This is a genomic window from Paraburkholderia sp. RAU2J (genome assembly GCF_003634845.1).
Lineage (GTDB): Bacteria > Pseudomonadota > Gammaproteobacteria > Burkholderiales > Burkholderiaceae > Paraburkholderia > Paraburkholderia fynbosensis.
Window position 1 is genome coordinate 1436958 of the sequence record NZ_RBXG01000001.1, and the last position, 19589, is coordinate 1456546.

At 62.9% G+C, this 19589-nt stretch carries 10 protein-coding genes; 9 read left to right on the plus strand and 1 reads right to left on the minus strand.

Annotation, left to right across the window (positions count from 1 at the left end):
* Positions 1-417: 417 nt before the first annotated feature.
* From B0G69_RS06690 to B0G69_RS06725, 8 genes are all read left to right on the plus strand, one after another.
* Positions 418-8763: a filamentous hemagglutinin N-terminal domain-containing protein gene (locus B0G69_RS06690; protein WP_241991266.1), complete on the plus strand. Its 8346-nt coding sequence runs from the start codon at positions 418-420 to the stop codon at positions 8761-8763.
* Positions 8760-9260 carry a contact-dependent growth inhibition system immunity protein gene (locus B0G69_RS06695; protein WP_121316184.1) on the plus strand — a complete coding sequence of 167 codons (501 nt, stop codon included), beginning with the start codon at positions 8760-8762 and terminating at the stop codon, positions 9258-9260. The genes B0G69_RS06690 and B0G69_RS06695 overlap by 4 nt, the downstream gene beginning before the upstream one ends.
* Before the next feature lie 90 nt (positions 9261-9350).
* Entirely contained in the window at positions 9351-9755 is a 405-nt protein-coding gene (locus B0G69_RS06700) for a hypothetical protein (RefSeq protein ID WP_121316185.1), read from the plus strand.
* A complete protein-coding gene (locus tag B0G69_RS06705; protein ID WP_121316186.1) occupies positions 9755-10237 on the plus strand; it encodes a DUF2846 domain-containing protein in 483 nt (160 codons plus the stop codon). The genes B0G69_RS06700 and B0G69_RS06705 overlap by 1 nt, the downstream gene beginning before the upstream one ends.
* A gap of 129 nt (positions 10238-10366) precedes the next feature.
* Positions 10367-12877, plus strand: coding sequence for a filamentous hemagglutinin N-terminal domain-containing protein (locus B0G69_RS06710; protein ID WP_121316187.1), 2511 nt, complete (start codon positions 10367-10369; stop codon positions 12875-12877).
* 8 nt (positions 12878-12885) lie between these two features.
* The gene (locus B0G69_RS06715) at positions 12886-14685 is read left to right on the plus strand and encodes a ShlB/FhaC/HecB family hemolysin secretion/activation protein (RefSeq protein WP_199731149.1); all 1800 of its coding nucleotides are present in this window, start codon (positions 12886-12888) and stop codon (positions 14683-14685) included.
* 51 nt (positions 14686-14736) lie between these two features.
* Positions 14737-15195, plus strand: a complete 459-nt coding sequence (locus B0G69_RS06720; RefSeq protein ID WP_241991267.1) for a hypothetical protein — start codon at positions 14737-14739, stop codon at positions 15193-15195.
* 64 nt (positions 15196-15259) lie between these two features.
* Positions 15260-16138, plus strand: a complete 879-nt coding sequence (locus B0G69_RS06725) for a peptidyl-prolyl cis-trans isomerase (RefSeq protein WP_241991268.1) — start codon at positions 15260-15262, stop codon at positions 16136-16138.
* Between the two features lie 885 nt (positions 16139-17023).
* Here the strand turns inward: B0G69_RS06725 and B0G69_RS06730 are convergent.
* Positions 17024-17506: a GyrI-like domain-containing protein gene (locus B0G69_RS06730; RefSeq protein WP_121316189.1), complete on the minus strand. Its 483-nt coding sequence runs from the start codon at positions 17504-17506 to the stop codon at positions 17024-17026.
* A 654-nt stretch (positions 17507-18160) separates the two neighbouring features.
* Between B0G69_RS06730 and eat the strand changes: the two genes are divergently transcribed.
* Positions 18161-19564 (plus strand): ethanolamine permease, encoded by a 1404-nt coding sequence (gene eat, locus B0G69_RS06740; RefSeq protein ID WP_121316191.1) that lies wholly within the window; start codon positions 18161-18163, stop codon positions 19562-19564.
* The last annotated feature ends 25 nt before the right edge of the window (positions 19565-19589 follow it).

A 19589-nucleotide genomic window follows, 5' to 3' on the forward strand; every position in this document is an offset into this window, starting at 1 on the left:
AGTGCCTGGTCGGAAAGCAATTGGCAGATGCTGAACGATCGCGGCGTTATCGGCTGGACCTCTTCCTGAATTATTAAACTTACACGTATTGCATTAACAGTGTGCCGATTGCACAAGAGGTTTGGTCAACAATGGTTAATTCATGTGCCGTGCTATTTACCATTGCGCTGACGCGATGATAATGTCCGCCGTGGAATGATTCGGTGGGCTGTTCGAGCGAATATGCACCGTAATCTTGAAATAAAACAGGACTACGAAATACAAACGGGTATGGGGATCAGCTCTCGCCTTCTCGCAGCGCGTCTATTGCAACGTGATCTTGCGCGCTTTGGTGCATGGACTGAGGGTTGCCTTGCTGCGCCAGCTTGCGATAACGGCTCGCCTCGTCCGCGCTGGATGCGTGTAACGGCGTGGATCATGGTGGTCGTGATGTATTTCGCGCCCGCCTTGCTGCTGGCAGAGGCGACCGCACAGGCCGCGCCGATCGTCGATCCTCGCGCTCCGGTTTCGTTCCAGCCAACGATTACCCAGACCAGCACCGGCGTACCAGCTGTTAACATCGCAGCCCCGAATGCAAATGGCCTTAGCGCGAACCAGTACAGTTCGTTCAATGTCGACAGTTCGGGCCTTGTGCTCAATAACAGTCTGGTCTCCGGCACGCCGCTGCTTGGCGGCACGCTCGGCGCGAATCCGAACCTCAATGGGCGCGCGGCCACCACGATCCTGAACCAGGTGACCTCGACTGCGTCGTCGACACTGGCAGGTCCGCTCGAGGTCTTCGGGTCGCCTGCCTCAATCATCATCAGCAATCCCAACGGACTTTCGGTCAACGGACTTTCGCTGACGAACGCACCGGGTCTCGTGCTGACCACGGGGGTGCCGCAGTTCATCGCCGGCCCTGGCGGCAGCGCCACCAGCTTCGCGAATGCGGGCGCCGTGGCGTATAGCGTTTCTTCGGGCAACGTGACGATCGACGGCCCTGCAGGCGCCAACGGTCCCGGATCAGGTATCGAAGGGACGGTGGGCAATATCGACATCATCAGCCAGTCGGTAAGTCTGAATGCGCCGCTCCATGCGAACCAGGCCGTCAACGTCATCGCGGGCAGCCAGACGGTTACGCCAGGCACGACGGGGAGCTCCAGCACGAGCTACGCCACCTCGAACATCGCCGGGGGAACGCCAGGCGCGGTCGCGGTCGATGCGAGCCAGTACGGTTCGGTCACTGCTGGGCAGATCTATATCGTCTCGACCGCGGCAGGCGAGGGTGTGAACATGCAGGGACCGCTGGCGGCGACCGCTGGCAACCTGAGCGTGAATTCGAACGGCGACATCACGGTCGGGCAGACGTTTGCGAACCAGAACGTGAGCCTCACCAGCGCTGGCAAGGTCACGATAAGCAATACAGGTCTGGCGAACCAGAACTACACCGTCAATGCCACAGGCGACATCAATGCGACCGGCAGTGTCTCGGCGGGCCAGGATATCGCACTTACCGCAAGCAACAACCTGAATGCGGCGACGGTGGCCGCGAACGGGCAGGCGAGCCTTGTTGCAGGCAATTCGATGACGCTCGGTTCGCTCGCGGCAAACGCGATCAACCTGCGGGCGGAGACGGGCGATCTGACCGTCAATTCAGCGCTTGCCGCACCGGGCACGATCGCGGCGGTAGCCGGGCGTGACCTGACGATCAACGGGGCCGTGCAGGGTGGCAGTACGGTGGCGCTCACGGGCGCGCGTAGCGCGACGATCAATGGGTCGGTGGCGGCGGTCGGCGACACGACGATCACGGCCCGGACGGGCTCTGCATCCGTCTCAGGCAATGTACAGAGCAACGGGGCGTTCACAACGACGGCAGCGCAGGACGTGGCACTCGGCGGTACCGTGCAGGCGCAGGGGCCGGTTTCGGTTACCGCAACGAATGGCTCCATTACCGGGCAGGGTAATGTCGCCTCGTCGAACGACGCGGTCTCGCTCACCGCAGGCCAGAATGTGCAGGCGGGCGGCAACCTGCAGGCAGGCACGGACCTGAGCGTGAGCGCGGGCGCCGACGCGATGCTTGGCGGGACGGCGACGGCTCCGGGCGCAGTCACGGTGACTGCGGGGCGGGATGCCACGCTCGCCGGTGCGGCGACCGCGGGCATGACGCTTGCCGTCAACGCAGGCCGCAATGCTTCGATTGACGGCACAGTCGCGTCGCTCGGCAACGTGGCATTGTCGGCCGGGGCAGGCACGCTTGCCACGACGGGTGATGTCGTCAGCCTTGGCACACTTAACGCGAGTGGCCAGCAGGGCGTGAACCTGGGTGGCACCGTGTACAGCCAGGGCAACGCCTCGATCAGCTCGGGCGCAGGAACGGTGACAGTGGGCGGGACCCTGTCGAGCCCCGGCGCGATCACCGTGAACGCGGCGCAGGATGCGACGCTCGCGGGCACCGTCCACAGCGGCGGCGACACGGCCGTCAACGCCGGCGGTAACGTGGCGCTGAACGGCGGCCTCGAGGCCGACGGTACGGGCAACGCGACGGTAACGGCAGGCGGCAACATCACCGGCAGCGGCGCGATCAACGTCGCGAACAACACCACGCTGACTGCTGGCAACAGCATCGCACTGACCGGCGCGCTGCAGACCGGCAACGACCTGAGCGCCACGGCGGTGCAGGACATCTCGACGGGCGCGGTGACGGCGGTCGGCAATGCGAGCGTGACGGCCACGAGCGGCAGCGCGACGCTCGGCGGCGATGTGCTCACCGGCGGCAACCTGGGCGTGAGCGCCGGCACGGACGTGAACGTGCCGGGTAGTGTCACGGCGCTGGGCGACCTGAACCTGAATGCGCAAGGCGGCAACCTCATGGCCAGCGGCCCGTTGTCGGCTGCGGGCAACGCGACGCTAAACGCAGGACGGAACCTGGCGCTCAACGGCCAGACCAGCGTGTCGGGCAATGCGACGCTCACGGGCGCGAACATCACGACGCAGGATGCGGACGTGGGCGGCAACCTGACGGCCACCGCGACGCAAAACCTCGACACCTCGGCAGGGACGGTCAGCGTGAACGGCACCGCGACGCTCGCGGGTGGTACGGTGAGGACCGGCAATACGCTGGTTGGGGGCGCCTACAGCGCGACTGGCTCGCAAACTCTCACCACGACTGGCACGGGCGCTTACCTTGGCGACGCGACGCTCGCGGGTGGTACGGTCACGACCAGCGGCACGCAGATGGCCGCGGGTACGCTGACGGTCTCGGGCTCGACGGTGACGAACACAGGCGCGCTCTCGGGCCTGAGCGCGGCGAACATCACTGCAGCAGACCTGATCAACAGCGGCACGGTGTATGGCCCGGCGATGAACGTGTCGGTCGCGAACAGCACGGCCAACATCGGCGCGCTGATGGCGACCAGTGCGCTCACGCTGACGACCCGCGCGCTCGACAACAGCAACGGTGTGATCTTCGCGGGCGACGTGAACAATCCAACGGCCGCCACGGGCGATGTGACGGTCAACGTGACGGGCGGCGATGGCAGCTTCAGCAACACGAACGGGCAGATCCTGGGGCAGAACAGCGTCACGCTGAACCTGCCGAACCAGACGGTGGATCCGTCATCCGCCACCTTTGGCACGGTCAATGGCGGCAACGCGCTGAACCTGTCGGTGGCGGCCATCACCAACAGCGGAACGTGGACGCTGCCGGGCACGAACGTGACTGTTTCGGCATCCCAGGGGATGACGAACAGCGGCACGATCGGCCAGGCGGCAGGTTCGCTCGCGCTTGACGGCGCCGTCATCAACAGCGGCACGATCGCCGCGCAGGACCTCACGGTCAATGGCAACCTCGCCAATCAGGCAGGTGCGACTGTACAGGCCGGTGACGCCTTTACGCTGAACGGTTCGGGCACGAATGCGGGCACGATCGAGGCGCTCAACAAGCTGACCATCAGCGGCACAAGCTACGACAATTCGAACGGCATCACGAAGGCCGGCACCGGTGCAGGCAGCGGCAACATGGCGATCAACCTGTCGGGCGATCTCACCAATTCCGGCGGCACGATCACGGCGACCAACGACCTCGCGCTGAGCGCGGCGAACGTGATCAATTCGGGTGCGTCGGGTTCCGGCGCGACCACGACCACGACGACCGTCATCGACAATCCGGCGCTGCTCATGGCGCTCGTGGTCGGCTCCGACACGCTTGACGAGGCCACGATTTACGGTGCCGAGAACGGCTTCTGCTGCGACATCACATCGACGCCGCAGAAAGTGACGCTCGCGGATGCACTATCGGCTGACGGTACGGCGGCAGGGGTCACTGAGGGCGTCCTTACCCTGCTGCCCGGCAGCCCGCCGGTGACGACTTCGGGCACGGTGACCTTTGTCGAGGTGGAGGTTCCCACGGCATCGGGTGGCATGCAGAACCTGTGGTTTGTCCAGACGCCGGATAACGCAAGTCAGGCTATCGCCACGAAGACCATCGCGTTGCCCACGGTGACGGAAACGACGACCACGACTGGCGGTGCGCCAGGCGCCAGTTCGGTGATTGCCGCAGGCCATGATCTGAGCCTGACCGCGAACAGCCTGGACAATCAGGGTGGCACGGTCAGCGCGGGCCATGATGCAAACATCAACGTGCAGTCGCTTAACAACAGCGGCTCGACGTACAGCTCGACCGTGACGGACGGCGTCGATCTCCCCTCGCTGAATGCGTTTCTCGCGGCCGCGCCATCGACGATTTCGATCTGGAATAACTACTACGGGGATATGGCGGTAGGACCCTACACGGTGGGCTATTACATTGCACCGCCGGGTATCCGGCTCGACTCGCCTGGCACCGTCACGCCCGTGTCCACCTCGTCCTCGCTGACGGTGCAGGGCGCAACCGGTCAGATCGTGGCCGGTCACAACGTGAATCTCTCGGGGGGCGACCTCACGAACGCGGGCACCATTGCCGCCGCGAACGACGTGAACATCACCGCGAACAGCTTCACAAACCAGGGCACCAACACCGGGACGATGACAACCACGGCGGGTTGCGCGGCCGGCCATAGCGGTTGCACCGCAGGTGCCACGACCAATAACAATTCGCAGAGCTACAGCTACCAGCAGCTCAACGCGAACGTCACAGCGGGCAACGATATCGTCGTCGCCGCAAACGCCGTCAGCAATACTTACGGCAACCTCGTCGCCGGACGAAACGTCGTGATCGGTGGTGCAGGTACAGATGCGAGCGACGGTTCGGGCACCCCGACGAACCTGACGCAGGCCGCAAGCGTGACGAACACCTCAGGTGCGATCGCGGCGGGCAACGACATCGATATCAACGCGTCGAGTATCGTCAATACGATTGCGGCGCCGGTGCAGGTCCATGAAAACTACGGGAGTGCAAAGCCGTTTGCGGGCTGCTCGTCGAACTGCGAGGCATACGTCGATGTGCAGTCCGCCAGCCCGGCGACGATCACGGCGAATCATGACGTCAACCTGAGCGCCGGTACATTCGCAAATATGGGCAGCCTCGTGACGGGCCTGAACAACGTCACGATCAATGCGACGACGGCCGCGTCGAGCGATAACCAGTACCTGAATGCGTACTGGCACGCGAACCTGTCGTACTACGATGCGAACTTCCCGGCCTGGGGCTGCGCAGGCAATTCCGCGCTGTGCGCGTCGCTTTACGGCGGCGCTTACCAGAGCGCGCAGGCGCAGGATCCGGCGGGGTTGCCGGATGCGGCCGGTCTGCCGGACTTCGTGCCAGGCACGATCCAGGCGGGCAACACGCTCGCGGTGAACTCGCCGACGTTGACCAACACGGGCAATGTGATCGGTCAGACAGTGAATCTGACGGGCTCCACGCTCGTCAATGGCCTGACGAACCCGAATGCCTACACTCCACCGCCTGCAGTAGCGGGCCAGGTGATCACCCTTGGGCCACCTTCCGTGCCGTCGACGGCGACGACCACCGTCAACGCCGCGGGCCTGGTGACGAACCTGACAGGTCAGCCGGTGTCCGTGACGGGGGCCGCGGGTCTGCCGTCGAACTCGCCGATTGGCGTGACGACGGTGGGCAAGCCGGTCGCGCCGTCCGTTGGCCGCACCAGCGCGCTGGCGGGCACGACGGTGGCCACGGTGGGCGGGCAGACGCTGAATGTGACGTACCTGCTCAATAGCCCGGCGTCGGCGGTGACAGGTGACCTGTCACCTGCCGCACTGCTCGCACGGTTGCCCGCGAGCCTGCAACCGGATACGACGCAGTTCTACTACGACCCGTACACTCAGGCGCAGCAGGTGGAGCAGGCCGCGCTGCAGGCAACGGGCCAGTCGAGCTTCTACGCGCTGCCGGCGCAGACCGACAGCCAGACCCAGCAGACGGTCAACAATCTGGACACAGCGGCGCTGTATGGCGCGGCGCTGCAGTATGCGGAGCAGAACAACGTTGCGCTCGGCACGCAGCTGAGCCAGGCGCAGCTAGCGCTGATCAACGCACCGATACTCTGGTACGTCGAGGAGACGGTGCCCGAGCCGGGATGCACGGCAACAGGTAATGGCGCATGCCCGACCGTGCAGGCGCTGATGCCGGAGGTGCTGCTGCCGCAGAACTTCGCGACCGTGAATGCAGACGGCACGATTACCGGGACGAACGTTGCGCTGAACTACGCGAACAGCATTCTCAATACCGGATCCGTCAGTGCGGAGAACCTGAGCGTCAATACCGGCTCGCTGACCAACGAGCAGCGGTCGACCAACGTCGGCAACATCTACGCTGAACTGGCCGGTGGTGCGGGCGTGACGGACACGACCGGCACGGTGGTGCAGCAGGGCGGCCTGATGAGCGCCGCGAACTACCAGCTCAACGTCGACACGCTGAACCAGATCGGCGGGGCACTGCAGCAGGTCAACGCGGACGGCAGCGCGAACGATGCGCCGACCGCGCAACTGCTGGCGAACCTGAAAGCGCAGCTCGCGGGCAACTTCACGCAGTCGTCCGTGAGCGACAACCTGCAGACGTCGGTCGTGGCTGACCAGGGCATGAGTGTGCTCGGCACCGTTTTCATGATGACGGTGATGACCGTGATCTCGATTGGCACGGCGGGTGCGGCCTCCGCGGCGATTGGTGCGATGGCGGGCGCGGCGGGTGAGGCGGTTGGCTCGGGGGCGACGTTTGCGGCTGCCGGTTCGGGAGCGAGCGCACTGGGTGCGGGTGTCGGTAACGTTGCGCTGTCGGCGGCAGTGGGCGGGATGGTGAACAGCGCGATGGGCCAGTCGTTGTCCGGTGACGGGTTCAACCTGGGCCAGATGTTCGAGGCGGGGGCGACGGCGTTTGTGACGGCGGGCCTGACGAACGGCATCACGTACGCGAACGGTACGCTCGGCTTCACCACGCAGGCGTCGACGAACAGCCTGGCGGCGCTGGCGGGTGTGCAGGCTGTCGGTGGTGTGATGGTGCCGACGACGACCGCTGCCACGGGCGATACCCTGCAGACGGTGCTGGCTCTTGCAGCAGTGACGGCTATCCAGGGGGGTACCCAGACCGCGATCGGGGGCGGCAGCTTCCTGACCAATCTGCGCAACAGCGCGGTCAGTGATGTGGCGGCGGCTGGTGCGTTCGCGATCGGCAACGAGTTCGGTGACCAAAGCGGATTCTGGACCACGAGCAATCCGCTGTATGCCGCCGAGCACGCCGCTCTGGGTTGTGCTGCGAGTGCTGCTGAGGGGACTGGATGCGCGAGCGGTGCCATTGGCGGGGCGGTGTCGGCCGGGTTGAACCCGATCATCGATGCGAATGGGAATATCCCGCCAGTTGCCTTGACGGCGATCGAAACGCTGGTGAGCGGCGGCATCGCCGGAGCGTTGGGCTTTAATGTTCAGGGTGCGGTGACGGCGGCGCAGAACGAGACGCTGAACAACTGGCTGAATCACGTTCCACCGAGCCCGATGTTCCTGTCGGACCAGCAGCGTTACGACAATGCGGTAGCGGCGTGCGGCAACGGCGACCAGCAGGCTTGCGCTACGGCAAGTGCGCTTCAGACCCAGTCCCAGCAGAACGATGCCTGGCTGGCGAATGCATGTGCAGGTGGGACTGGCACGCCAGCATGTAAGGCTGCCGTGACCGCAGCGCTGGCGGGAGGAAATAACGTCCAGTTCGTTAATGGGACAGCCTACGCGTTTGATCCCAATGGCCCGGCGATCAAGGCAGTTGGCGATCCGTATCAGACAGCCTACGCAAATTCGTTTGACGGACAGGTGGCGCAGAGCACGTCCGATGCGTTGCAGTTTGCGCCGATCGACATCCCTGGTGTTGCTGCCGGGCTGGGTGCAATCGGCAATGTAGTGAGGTCGCTGATTGGCGACAGCGGCATCATCGACGCTGGCATTCAGTGGGGTAAGGGAATCATGGGGCAGGGCATGCCGTGGGAGCATTACCTCGCTGCTCAGTTGCCTGCCGAATCGAGGCTGCCGCCGAATTTTAAGACCTTCGATTTTTACGATCCTTTAAGTGGTGTTGCTACGAGCGCGAAGACGCTTGACACCACGACCGCAGCTAGACTGGCTGATCCGTCACAGGTGTATTCGTCGCTCAAGAGTAATATCGACGCAATCACCAATTTCCCCGGATATCAGCTGAGCGGCGTGAGCTTAACGCCCGACATGATTGCTTCGAGCAATTTGCAGGTTGCGGTTCCGGCTAGTACCACACCGGCTCAGTGGCAACAAATCAGCAACGCTGTTCAATACGGGGCGAGCAAGGGTGTCAACGTGAAAATTACGGTAACGAGATGACAGATGTCGTAAGGAAGCGCTGGGCGAGCGCCTATGAGAATCGCGATTTCGTTCAGGTCGAAACCCAATCGGGATATCGTGGTGGACTTCCCGATCCCCTTGGAAAGAGGATTCAAATATCGAATCCGGCAACGGATGAGGCACTAGGTCGTGCCGTACTCGACGCATTGGCGGCAAGCCGCTTCCTGCATCCCAATGAACATCGGGAATTCTTCGATATTAGAGGCAGGGTGGTGCCGCAGTACGAGGGGTGGGTAAAGTCAGTGACGGATGCTTACGGGTACAAGACGCGACGAGCACTATTCAAGGATATGAAGAGCTGCGGTATCGAGGAACAGGACGGGGTGATCACGATGCGCCCAACGCATCACGAAAAGCTTGAGGCGTGGAGCGGCTTGGGTATTGCTGAAGACAGCTTTGTGCGAGTTCGGGCTGATTGTGATTCAACGGAAATCGGCGCGGCGTTACGATTTGCGTTCAGTCGGTGCACTGGTTAGGCGCATTACGGTTAAGCACGCAGGATAGGATTGCGCCGGTTATTACCGCCCGACAGCAGCAAACAGTGGCGTTACACAGAAATAAAAACAATGTTCCGACAACAACTCTTTTTGCCGCTTTTACCCACGTTAGCGGCCTGCATAGTTACGCTATCGGGCTGCGCGCCGGCTGTGCCCGTGCAGCGGGCCCGCCTCACTGTACCTGCCGATCCACAGATCACGCGGGTCTACGTCGTCCAGCAACAGGTGATTGTTCGTCTCAGCTCCAGCTATGAGCGCAGGATCGCCGACCAATCGCGCTGGCGCGTAATTGGGACGTTGCCGCAAGGACAGGTGTTCAAGCCGGTTGACGCCGTCTTCACGATCGAGGGGCGGCAGATTCATGAAGCCTGGCTCGTCGTCAAGGATGGCCGTTTGACTGGCTTCTATCTTCCAGGCGAAGAACATTTTTCGCCACTTGCTCCATCTGTTTCACTCACCTTCGGAGAACCCTGATGAAAAACCTGATTCGTACGCTCGCATTCGCAGGCAGCGCAGCGCTGCTCGCTGCAGGTTGTGCTTCCGGACCACAATACAATGAGATGGCCTCTTCGATTCCGACACTTGCGGCGGATCACGGCCGTATCTACTTTTTCCGGTCGGGTTTGGTTATTGGTGCGGCGATCCAGCCTGAGATCAAGCTGAATGGCATGGTGATCGGACATTCGAAGCCGGGGGGCTTCTTCTACGTTGACGAGCCGGCGGGCCAGTACACCGTATCGACGGAAACAGAAACGGAGAAAACCCTGTCATTTGCTCTGGATGCAGGCGAAACGAAGTATGTCCGCACTTCGATATCGATGGGTTTGCTGGTCGGCCGGATAGTGCCATCGCTTGAGCAACCCGATACCGGTGCAAAGGACATCGCAGAACTGAATTACACGGGAACGTCCGACGCGCAGGACCACCCCATACGCCAGAACACCAGCAAAGATTAACAGCAGGACGCAGGTGATTCGAACCGCAGCATCTGGTGACGCTCGATCGGTTGGATGACACTCACGGGCACATGCTTAAAAAATCATCCGATCCGCGTGAGTTCAGGTTAGTACTGCAAATTGTTAAAAATGTATAAAAATCAGATAAGGCCCTTTCCGCTTACCCACATCGCTGCGGTGGCCAGTGCTCTGCTCTGCGCACTGACAAAACCAGCGCTGGCGGTGGGCATCGTGCCTGACGGCAGCACCGCGACGAGCGTCTCGACGGCAGCAAACGGTCGCCAGACGGTCGCCATCGCACCAGCAGCAGGCGGCGTGTCGAGCAACACGTACCGCTCGTTCAACGTGTCGGCAGTGGGCGCGGACCTGAACAATACGGGCATCAACGCGCGCACGATCGTTAATCAGGTGACCAGCACGAACCCGTCGCTGATCCAGGGGGCGGTCAACGTCCTGGGCTCGCGCGCGAACGTGATCCTGGCGAACCCGAACGGCATCACCGTCGACGGCGGCAGCTTCGTGAATGCCGGTCACGTCGTGCTTTCAACCGGTCAGGTCAGCTTCAGCGACATCACACTCGCGCCGGGGCAGATCCAGCGCGACGTCGTGCTGACGACGAACGGCGGTGCGATCATCATCGGCGCGGGCGGCCTCACGGGCACGCTCATCAACCTTGACCTCGTCTCGAAGCAGCTCGCGGTCAACGGCCCGGTCACGAACGACTATTCGAGTTCGACCGGTGGTATCCGCGCGATTACCGGCAACAGCACGACAACGTGGGACACGGGCCTGTCGCCCTCCGACAACGGCCACGACTGGCTCGTTGGCCTGACTTCGCCCGGTGTGCCGGGGGCGGGTTATGCGGTCGACATCACGCAGGCGGGCGGTCTTACCGCGGGCCGCGTGCAGCTCATCGTCACCGACCAGGGGGCGGGCGTGCGCAGTGCCGGTACGCTCAACGCCACGGCAGGCGACGCGGTTGTGCAGGCGAACGGTGACATCACGATCGCGGGCGGTTCGGTGACCGCAGCCAACGACGTGACGATGACCACACCCGGCGCGGTGTCGGTACAGGGCACGCCGATGACCGCCGGCAGTAACGCAAACGTGACGGCGGGGACCAGCATTGCGGTTGCAGGCGGCGCAGTCGAGTCGGGCAACGCTACGACGCTCAACGCGCAGGGGGGCCCGATGACCTTGCAGGATACGAAGGTCACTGCCAGTCAGGATGTCTCGCTGACGGCGACCGAGGTGTTCAGCGCGCAGGGCAGCCAGGTGCTGGCGGGGCAGGATGTGTCACTGCAGGCGATGGGTATCACCCTGTCGGCTGATGGCAACGGAGCTTCGACCGTCTCGGCAGGCCGCAATGCGACGCTCGCGAGCAGTGGCGACCTCACGAGCACCGGCAGCACGGTCAAGGCCGGAAACGACACGGCCGTCAGCGCGGCTGGCGCGGTGACGCTGCAGGACGCCCAGGCGTTTGCTGCAAACGACCTGTCGCTGGACGCGGGCGGAGCGCTGTCGATGCAGGGCGGACAGATCGGCGCTAACCACAACGCAACGCTTCAGGCTGCGGGCATCACAGTCTCCGACGACGCGTCGGGTCCTGCGACCGTGCGTGCGGACAATGCGTTGGCGCTGAAGAGCGCTGGCGACATTTCGGATACCGGCAGCCTGATCCAGGCAGGCGTCGTGCAGCCAGACGGTTCGCTCCTGGGCGGCGACCTGATGCTCGACGCGGGCGGCAGCATCACAAACCGCTCGGACGCCACGAACCTCGGCATCCTATTTTCGGCGAACGGCCAGGTGCTGTTGACCGCGCAGGGCGACATCACCAACGACAACGCGCGCATCCTCGCCAACGGCGGGATCTCGCTCGCCGCACAGGGCGACGTGAACAACGTCATTGACCATAGCGGCGGTGTCAACGGCGGAACGCCAGTGGCGTACTCCGACGAGGGCGGCGGGTTCCTGTTTTTCCAGCATCAGTCGAGCGGATTCAATGTCGATTACGGCACCGTGAATGCGCCGGACCAGCTCGCCTATATCGCATCGAGTGCCGGCCCGGTTGCGATCACGGGGCGCAACGTCACCAATTCGGGCGGGATGATCGAGGCCAGCAATGGGGACGTGAACATTATCGCGCGCGACGCATTCACCAATGCGGCGGTGTTCGCCGGGCAGGCCAGCTACTCGCAGAGCTGCTTCATCCTCTGCCACGGCAGCGCGTCGAGTAGTGTGACGCCCTATGGTGGGTCGATCATGGCGGGTGGCGACATGACCATCAAGGCCGGCACGAGCGCGGCGAACATCGGGGGAAACGTCTACGCGCACGGCGACCTGACGGTTGACGCACCTCTCACCTACGCGACAGGCGTGACGGGCTACTTGTCGATCAACCAGGACCGCGGTTTCAAGGCGTTCTTTGGATCGACGTGGGCGCAGCTCATCGCGATGGACATCGGCGGCGGCTTCACGGCGGACGGGCTCGTGACACTCACGGGCGACGCGATTGTCAACGGCGGCTATATCTCGGGCGGACAGGGTGTCAGAGGCCAACTCACGACGCTGCGTGCGCCGTCGAGAACGCCGGTGCAGATCGGCCAGCACCTGGGCCTGACGACGTGGTTGTGGTTCTAACGATGCAGATGAAGAATACCTGGCGGCTCGCAACACTCCCGGCGGCGATGGTCGTCGTAACGAACGTCTGTGCGCAGACACCCCCACCGATCGCACCGCCTGTTGCGCCGCGCCCCGTGCAGGACCCGGCGCAGCAACTGATCGACCAGCAGCGCGAGTCCGCGCGTCAGAGGCAGCTTGCCGAACCGCCGGCACAGATCAGCGTCGCGCCGTCTGGCAGCGATATCTCGCTGAACATTCCACTGGACACGCCGGTCGACCAGATCCCTGAACCCGGCCCAACCTTCCGGGTCGAGCACATCACCCTGACCGGACCGGAAGGCAGGCCGCTCGTCCAGACCACCGTTTCGCAGTCGACGCTGGACGCGATCACCGCGGCCTTTGCCGGTCACGAAATCGGTTCACACCGTCTGAACGTACTGCTGCGACGTCTCACCAACGCCTACGTGTCCGCCGGATACGTGACCACGCGCGCAGTGCTCGGGCCGCAGAACATCGGCGCGGGTACGCTGACGGTCGTGATCCAGACGGGCCTGATTGAAGCCTTCACGGTCAACGGCCAGCCCATCCGTCGCCTGGCGACGAACGAAACTTCTGCCGGCGGCGGATGGCTGACCGATGCGGGCTACCAGAACGCGTTCCCGACGGGCCCGGGCGAACCGTTGCGGCTCTCCGACATCGACCAGGGCGTCGCGCAGATCAACCGCCTGCGCCGCAATCAGGCAAGCGTGCAGGTGCTGCCGGGACAGGCTGTGGGCGATTCGGTGATCGCGATCAGCAACGTACCCGGCGACCGCACGTACTACACGCTCGGCGTCGACAACTATGGTGCCCAATCGACGGGTGTGACGCGCTATCGCGCGGGCGTCGAGGCGGACAACCTGCTCGGCCTGCAGGAGTCGCTGAGCCTGAACTATATCGACAGCCTCGAGAGCAATGCGCTCGTCGGTTCGTTCGCGATTCCGTGGGGCCGCAATACCTTCAGCTATACGCTATCGGACTCCGAATACCAGCAGCTCGTCGGCACCACGGCGCTCGAATATGGCCGCACGCTCGGCCATATCTTTGGCTGGAACTATCAGATCGGACGTACCGCATCTGACCTCACGGCGCTCGACGCAACGCTGTCGTGGCGGCGAACTGACCGCGAGATCAACGACAACGACCTCGACCCCCAGCGCGTGGCCGTGCTGCGTGTGGGCGGCAACTGGCTGCATCGTTTCGTGCTGAACGATGCGCAGGGCAACCTAACGCTCGACGCGGGTCTCTCGCAGGGCCTGCCGTGGATCGGCGCAAATCATGATGGAGCGGATGCGCCACGTACCGACGCGCATGCGCAGTTCACGAAGTTCGATGCAACGGCGAGCTGGACAGTGCCGCTGCCGAAGCTGGGCCGCGCCGCACTCGCATATCGCGGGACGCTGGGCGGTCAGTACACGAACGTGGCGCTTTACGGTACCGACCAGTTGTACCTCGGCGGCATGGACACGATCCGGGGCTTTCGTTCGGGTGACATTGCGGGCGACCGGGGTTTTTATTCGCGTAACGAGCTGGCGTGGGTGAACGTGCCGGTCTGGCATGACGGGCGCATTGAACCCTATGTATTCCTCGACGCGGGCAAGGCCGACCTGATCGCAGTGCCGGGATTCTCAACGTTGGCAGGCGCCGGGGTGGGCCTGCGTGCGCAATGGCAGTGGCACCGTCAGCAGTTTTCGGCCGAAGGACTGGTGGGACGGCAGCTCTGCCGGCCCGCAGCCATCGGCCCGAAGTCGACGCTCGCGCTGGCCACCATCAATTGGTCATTCTGAGTACGGCAAGACGCTGCTTATTGCCCTTACTCACACGGAGTCGAACCGAACATGAATCGCAGAAATTCAATGAAGCCGCGATGGTGCGGGCTGGTCCTGCTCGCGCTGCTGGCGATTGCACAGTCGGGCTGCAGCACGACGGACGGGATGTCTGCCGTGATGCCGGACGATGCCCGCGTCAGCACAGGGCGGGTTGGCGGCAAGCAGTATCTGACGACGGTCGTGCCGCAGTCGTCGGAGACGCCGTCAGCCAGCATTGGAGCGGGGGGCATCAGTGGCGGTGGCGTCAGTGGAGTGGGGCTTGGCGCGGGCCTGAGCTTCGACCTCTCGCGTCTGTTTGAACGGCAGGTTAACTCGCCAGTCAGGGTCTACCGATATGGTGTCCAGCTGCCGGACGGATCGAAGCGCGATGTCGATAGTCCGCTCGATCTTCAACCGGGGAACTGTGTGAACGTGATCGACTCCAGTCGACCTGGCTATCCGAGGTTGGCACGCGCTGGCGAATGCTGACGCGTGCTGCCCGACGTGAGCGACAACTCATTCTCAATAACACTTATTTCAAAGAGGTGTACCGATGTTCCGACTCAACAACATGATCCGCGCCGCATGCGTGACGGCCTTTGCCTCGGTCGCGCTCAGTATTTTCGCATCGTCGTCCGCACATGCAGCCGACGCGCCCGCGTCGAACCTGCCCGCTGGCGCGGTTGCGGTCGTCAACGGGGTGCCGGTGCCGCAGAGCCAGCTCGACGATGCCGTGAAGATGGTCACGGCAAAGACCGGGCAGCCCGACACACCGCAGTTGCGCCAGATGCTCAGAAGTGGACTGATTGCCCGCGAGGTGTTGCGGCAGAACGCCGAGAAGGCCCACTATGATCAGAAGCCGGAAGTGCAGCAGGCGCTTGCCACTGCGAAGGTCGGCACTGAGATCCAGTTGTACCTGAAAGACAGCATTCACCCGGAGGCGGTGACGGACGCACAGGTGAAGGCACGCTACGACGAAATCGCCGCTTCGCTCGGCAAGGACGAGTTCAAGCCGCGCGTCATCACGGTGGGGGATGAGGTCACCGCGAAAAAGGTACTCGACAAGATGAAGGCGGGGCAGCCGTTCGAGGCACTGGCGAAGGAATACAGCGTGGCTCCGAGCAAGGCGAACGGTGGCGAAATGCCGTGGATCAGTTTCCCGGTGCCAGTGACCGAGGGCAGGACACAGGGTCTGCCAATGGCGCTGGCGCAGACGATCTCGAAGTTGCCGGTGGGCGGGGCGACGCCGCTGCCGGTCCAGGTCGGGAATGTGTGGGTGATCGTTAAGCTCGATGCGAAGCGCCCGACGCAGGTGCCGGCGTTCGATCAGGCGAAGGATGCAATGCGCAAACAGCTGGAAACGCTCGCGATGGAGAAGGCTGCGGCGCAGTTCACCGGAAACCAGCTGAAGAATGCGTCGATCCAGCAATAAGGCCTCGGCCCCGAAAGGCCAACGGACCGCCGACGACAACATGCCGGCGTGGCTGCGGGCTTTTGAGCCAACGGGTGCCGCTCTCGCGTGCGCGCGCCGAGGTGCCCGATCATGCGGACGTCGCACTTACCGCGTATGTCGAGCGTGCGTGGGAAGAAGCGTTCTCGCTATCGGAGAATCCATTTGCCTGTCCGCGCTGCGGAAGTCGCCATACGGTACTGCGATCGCGCCGCTCCAGCCGGGCCGGGCCAAGTCCGCACTTCAGATGCCATACCTGTCAGCAGGATTTCAACCGGCGGACCGGCACGCCGCTCGTCGGCCTGCGTCGCCCGGAGAAGTTGCGGCACCTCATTCCCCGGCTCGGACAGCAAACTTCCATCGAATCCGTCGCGGACCGTCTCGGTGCGGCCGGGGCGCAGTGGCATGCGGTTTGTGGCCACACGATGGCCAGATAGGCCAACTGCATCGGACAGGGCAGCGCGGCCAAGCGCTCGCGAAATTGCATGGTGAAAACCTGGGCAGCCGGGGGAACGAGGACTCCCGCCAACGCCCCCAAACTTATCCACACCCCCCTCTGGACAACTTTTGTAGAAACCCCCTGGCACCTTGTGGGCGAAACTTTGATAAACCCGCAGGTTAACCAGGCCGCACAAAAGTTTTCCCTGGCTCCTCCCTCCTGTCCGCCCTTACTCCGCAGACTTATGGTTTACGCAGCCCATTGATGCGTAAACGAAGTTTCGCGTTATCCACAGCCAGGTGCGATGCTTGTTAACTGTTACTACGTATACATATACAAAGACTATAAAAACCAGAGAGGCATCCGGAAAGCGGGCTGCGTATACATGCATAAGCCTCCGCGAGCGCGTTCACAAACGCGGTCAACCGTCAAACCAACGGTAAACAGATCTCGGTAACCAGTTCCGCAGGCGCAGTCTCCTTCGGGCTATTCAGATACTCCTCGAACACCGGCGCGTCCGCCGCTTCACGCCCCGACTGCACGAGCCACGTCCCATACAACCACTCGTACGCCGCCCGCAGATCGCTATACGGACCCTTATGCCGCAACACCGCGTATTCCCCGCCTTTAACATGCGCGACTGAAACCGGTGGATTCACCGTCACCGCCACTTGCAGCGGATGCGGCAACGACACCCCAGCCTTCGAGCGCAACGCGTTTTCATCGACCACATGAGGATCATCGAAGAAAATCCCGATCATTCGCATCTCCGCCGCCAGCAAATTATGTTGAGCGAGCCACCCGAACAAAGCATCGAACGCTTTGCTGATTTGTATATATGGCCCCACGTGATCCACCGACAAAACCTCAATCGGCTCCACATAACGAATCACCACTTCGCGCATCGTCATTTGACCGTCTCCTGTAAGCGCCGGACGAAACCGGCAATGCGTGCCTTGCTTGCGAAACCGCGCCGGCGGCACGCCACGCCGTGCGAAAAGTGCGCGCAAAAGACTGCAAACTGCTGCAGCCCGATCGCTCGGCGATTCTCCGCAATCGGCATCGGACCGTTCGCGAGATAGCCCCGCCGCGCGATGCAACCGCAAGCCGCGAACCGTTGTCGCGACCGTCTCGCCATACATTGCCTGATAAATCCGATGCCAGTGATACGGCGACAGGCACGCTATGCCAGCGAACCGCGCGATATCGAGCGGCTCGTCGAGATGATCGCAAATAAGATCGAGCACGCGTGCGAGCCGCGTTTCGTATCGAACCCGATTGCCTGATTCGTTCATGAATGACCTTGCCGACAAGGAGCGGCACATAGGGAAAGACAAAAGTACCACGCCCTCGATGACCCAATCCTGCGAACTTCACACCAGACTGGTAACCGCAGTTAAGCGCCCGTTAACACCCGAACGCACCGATAACTTTGCCGAATTTCGATAACACCCTCGAATAATGGCTCCCTACCATCGGCTGAAGCCTGTCGGCCCATGCACCGCAAACCCTTGCGGCGTCGAGCAAACCGCGTCAACGCACACACGCGAACCCAGGAGCATCCGATGAAGCCAGCGTCCAATCAGCAGTCGATCGGTCAGGCCATGCATCACGAGCTGAAGCAGACGCTCGGCACATGGCAGCTATGGGGCATTGCCGTCGGCCTCGTCATTTCCGGCGAATATTTCGGCTGGAGCTATGGCTGGGCGAGCGCGGGCACGCTCGGCTTCGTCATCACGGCCATTTTCGTCGCCGCGATGTATACGACCTTCATCTTCAGTTTCACCGAACTCACGACATCGATTCCGCACGCGGGCGGCCCCTTCGCATACGCGCGCCAAGCGTTCGGTCCGACCGGCGGTTATCTCGCGGGCGCGGCGACGCTCGTCGAATTCGTATTCGCGCCACCGGCCATCGCTCTCGCCATCGGCGCTTATCTGCATGTCCAGTTCCCCGGACTCGAACCCAAGCACGCTGCAATGGGCGCGTATCTCGTGTTCATGGCGTTGAACATCGCCGGCGTCCAAATCGCCGCGGCGTTCGAGTTGTGCGTGACGCTGCTCGCAATCTTCGAACTGCTGGTCTTCATGGGCGTCGTGTCGCCGGGTTTCCGCTGGTCGAACTTCACGACGGGCGGCTGGGCCGGCTCGAACACCTTCAGCATGGGCTCGTTCCACGGCATGTTCGCGGCGATCCCGTTCGCGATCTGGTTTTTCCTCGCGATCGAAGGCGTGGCAATGGCGGCCGAAGAGGCGAAAAACCCGAAGCGCTCGATTCCGATCGCCTACGTCACCGGCATTCTGACGCTGGTCGTGCTCGCGATCGGCGTGATGGTGTTTGCCGGCGCGGCCGGTGACTGGACCAAACTGTCGAACATCAACGACCCGCTGCCGCAAGCGATGAAATTCATCGTCGGCGAACACAGCGGCTGGATGCATATGCTGGTGTGGCTCGGCCTGTTTGGACTGGTCGCGTCGTTTCACGGCATCATCCTCGGCTACTCGCGGCAGATCTTTGCGCTGGCTCGCGCGGGCTATCTGCCGGAGTGGCTCTCGAAGGTGCATCCGCGCTTCAAAACACCGCATCGCGCGATTCTCGCGGGCGGCGTGGTCGGCATTGCCGCGATCTACAGCGACGAGCTGATCCAGTTCGGCGGTCAGACGCTAACGGCAAACATCGTGACGATGTCGGTGTTTGGGGCTATCGTGATGTATATCGTCAGCATGCTGGCGTTGTTCAAGCTGCGCCGCAGCGCGCCGAACATGGAGCGCCCGTTTCGTGCGCCGCTGTTTCCGTTCTTTCCGGCATTCGCGTTGGTGGCGGCGGTGATCTGTCTGGCGACGATGGTTTACTTCAATTTTCTGGTGGCGATCGTGTTCGCCATCTTCCTCGCGCTGGGCTACGTATACTTCCTGTTGACGCGTCATCAACGCGAGGCGGCGCCCGCGGACGCTTTGCTCGAAGAATGACGTGACGAATCGAGCCGCTGTGCGA